The 3416-nt window shown below is 57.2% G+C and carries 2 rRNA genes; both read right to left on the minus strand.

Annotated features, from left to right (window positions below):
- Positions 1-47 precede the first annotated feature (47 nt).
- Positions 48-170: ribosomal RNA gene (rrf, locus tag GM656_RS18905) — 5S ribosomal RNA — on the minus strand.
- A gap of 134 nt (positions 171-304) precedes the next feature.
- Positions 305-3229: ribosomal RNA gene (locus GM656_RS18910) — 23S ribosomal RNA — on the minus strand.
- Positions 3230-3416 lie beyond the last annotated feature (187 nt).

Below are 3416 nucleotides of genomic sequence, written 5' to 3' on the forward strand. Positions count from 1 at the left end.
GAAAAGCCCACAGCACGCGCTGTGCTGTGGGCTTGGGTAGGTATGAATGGTGGCGGCGAACCGGTTTTCCCAGAGGCTCGCGCACTCCAGTACTCGCCGGAACGCTGGCGGGCTTATCTTCCGTGTTCGGGATGGGTACGGGAGGCAACCCCGCCGCTATGGCCGCCTAACGCCGAGTCGCGGAGTCGAACCGCGATGATACCGGTCTCGGTCGGTCTTCCACCGTGTGTTGCGTGCGATCCAGTTTGCGCCTGGACTCGTTCAGCGACGAGTAGATCGTCGGTGAAGGAGTCACAGTGCGTATGAATGATGGCTTGGTCTGTTAGTGCTCGTGGGCTTAACGTCTCGTTACCTCGACGCGCACACCCCGAGTCTATCGACCCCGTCTTCTACGGGGGACCTCAACGGTGTCTCTTTTCCAGGTGGGTTTCGAGCTTAGATGCGTTCAGCTCTTACCCCGTGTGGCGTGGCTACCCGGCACGTGCTCTCTCGAACAACCGGTACACCAGTGGCCACCAACCGTAGTTCCTCTCGTACTATACGGTCGTTCCCGTCAGACACCTTGACACACCCAGTAGATAGCAGCCGACCTGTCTCACGACGGTCTAAACCCAGCTCACGACCTCCTTTAATAGGCGAACAACCTCACCCTTGCCCGCTTCTGCACGGGCAGGATGGAGGGAACCGACATCGAGGTAGCAAGCCACTCGGTCGATATGTGCTCTTGCGAGTGACGACTCTGTTATCCCTAGGGTAGCTTTTCTGTCATCAATTGCCCGCATCAAGCAGGCTAATTGGTTCGCTAGACCACGCTTTCGCGTCAGCGTTCCTCGTTGGGAAGAACACTGTCAGGCTATCTTTTGCTCTTGCACTCACCGCCGGGTCTCTGTCCCGGCTGAGATAGCCATAGGGCGCGCTCGATATCTTTTCGAGCGCGTACCGCCCCAGTCAAACTGCCCGGCTATCGGTGTCCTCCTCCCGGAGTGAGAGTCGCAGTCACCGACGGGTAGTATTTCACTGATGGCTCGGTGGCCCGCTAGCGCGGGTACCTGTGTAATGCCTCCTACCTATGCTGCACATCGGCGACCACGTCTCAGCGACAGCCTGCAGTAAAGCTCCATAGGGTCTTCGCTTCCCCCTGGGTGTCTCCAGACTCCGCACTGGAATGTACAGTTCACCGGGCCCGACGTTGGGACAGTGAAGCTCTGGTTAATCCATTCATGCAAGCCGCTACTGATGCGGCAAGGTACTACGCTACCTTAAGAGGGTCATAGTTACCCCCGCCGTTGACAGGTCCTTCGTCCTCTTGTACGAGGTGTTCAGATACCTGCACTGGGCAGGATTCAGTGACCGTACGAGTCCTTGCGGATTTGCGGTCACCTATGTTGTTACTAGACAGTCCGAGCTTCCGAGTCACTGCGACCTGCTCCGTTCCGGAGCAGGCATCCCTTATTGCGAACGTACGGGACTAACTTGCCGAATTCCCTAACGTCGGTTGCTCCCGACAGGCCTTGGCTTTCGCCGCCATGGACACCTGTGTCGGTTCTCGGTACGGACACCACACTCCCTTTTCACGGGCCCCAGGTTGAATCACGTTTCCCTATCTCGCCGTTCGTCCGCTTCTTGCCATTACGGCTTCCACGGAGTTTGACGATTCGACCGGGCGAAGGCCCGGCGTGATCGACCCCAGGGCGTCAGTTTCACTGTGTGGTGGCACGGGAATATTAACCCGTTTCCCATTTTGTCTCAGTCGAGTTGCGGTGAGACTTAGGACCGGCTAACCCTCAGCTGATCAGCAGTGCTGAGGAACCCTTATCCATTAGGCCGTCGGGGTTCTCACCCGACTATCGCTGCTACTATGGCCAGGATTTTCGTCACTCATCGGTCCACAGGAGTTCTCACCCCTGCTTCCATCCAATGAGAGCGCCAATCTACTCGATCACCCTGTGATGGGTGCGGACAGGTCTCGGTGGTGGATTTGAGTCCCGATCATTTTGGGCGCCTCAAACCTCGGCCGGTAAGCTGTTACGCTTTTCTTAGAGGGTAGCTGCTTCTAAGCTCACCTCCCGGCTGTCTAGGGCTCGAGACCACCTTCAGAGGATTACACTTAATCCACACTTGGGGACCTTAACCTATCTCTGGGTTGTTCCCCTCCTGGTACACAGGCTTACCCCGCGCACCGGAATCCCCGCGTCGAACGGCGTCTGTAAGTTTGGAGTTTGACAGGTGTGCCGACTCCTCTCGGAGGCGGTCACACCAATCGGTCGCTCTACCTCACAGACTACCTCGGCGGAGGTCATGCTTCGACATGTTTCGATTGGAACCAGCTGTTGCCGGACTCGATGGGCCTTTCACCCCTACACATAGATCACGAGAGGGTATTGTAGGACACCAACTCTAACAGGCTTCCACGTGCCTTTCGGCACGCTTCACCTTGTCCATGCGTAGATCGTCCGGATTCGGGTCGTGTCCACATGGCTCCCCGCGCTTGAACACGGCGGCCCTCGGGCAAAGCCCTGCGGCCATGTCGGTTTCCCTGTGCCTCCCCGGATACTCCGGTTAGACTTGCCATATAGACACACTCCCTGGCTCGTTTTTCAAAACGTACGATAGAACATCGGCTTCCCGTGAGTCTTACTGGAGACTCGCGTCTCGGTCATTCGTCAGGGGACCTTGTATGCCCTATCGCTCGATCGCCAGCTGAGTTCATGCTCTATTTCGCCTCCCTTCTGAGGGTACTTTGCAGCGTTCGTTCACACTACTTGTTCGCTATCGGTCTCAGGTCGTATTTAGCCTTCGCAGTCGATGCCTGCGACATTCGCGAGGGATATCCAACCCCCGCTACTCTGGAACTACCGCACAGCGTACTGGTCTCGAGTACGGGGTTGTCGCCCTGTATCACGCTCTGTTCCAAGAGACTTCGTCGAGACGGTCGGCTGATGAGAGGTAGCCCTGACACCACATTGCCCGTGAGGGCTTCGGTTTGGGCTGTATCGCGTTCACTCGCGGTTACTGACGACATCACGTTGCGTTTTCTGTTCCGCCCGATACTGAGATGTTTCAGTTCTCGGGGTTCCTCATTGCGCGAAGCAATTGCAGAGGAGATTCTCATTCGGAAATCCATGGTTCTTAGCCTCCGTGCGGCTCCCCATGGCTTATCGCAGCTTGGCACGTCCTTCATCAGCGCCTGAGCCGAGCAATCCACCAGCTGGCATAGTAGCCAACGTCATTGTGACTCGTTAAACTGAACGAGTCCAGTGGACGCCTGGATCGCACGTACACACGGTTTCATACACGCCCCCAAGGTGGGAGTGGTGGGCGTGTCGACCCTTCCCAAGCGCGGTTTGACCCGGCTTGGTGCATCTGTCGTCGTACCATATCCCATCGCCGTCCCACACTTAAGGGGCACGGTTCGG

The organism is Haloarcula salina, from assembly GCF_010119195.1.
GTDB classification, from domain to species: Archaea; Halobacteriota; Halobacteria; order Halobacteriales; family Haloarculaceae; genus Haloarcula; species Haloarcula salina.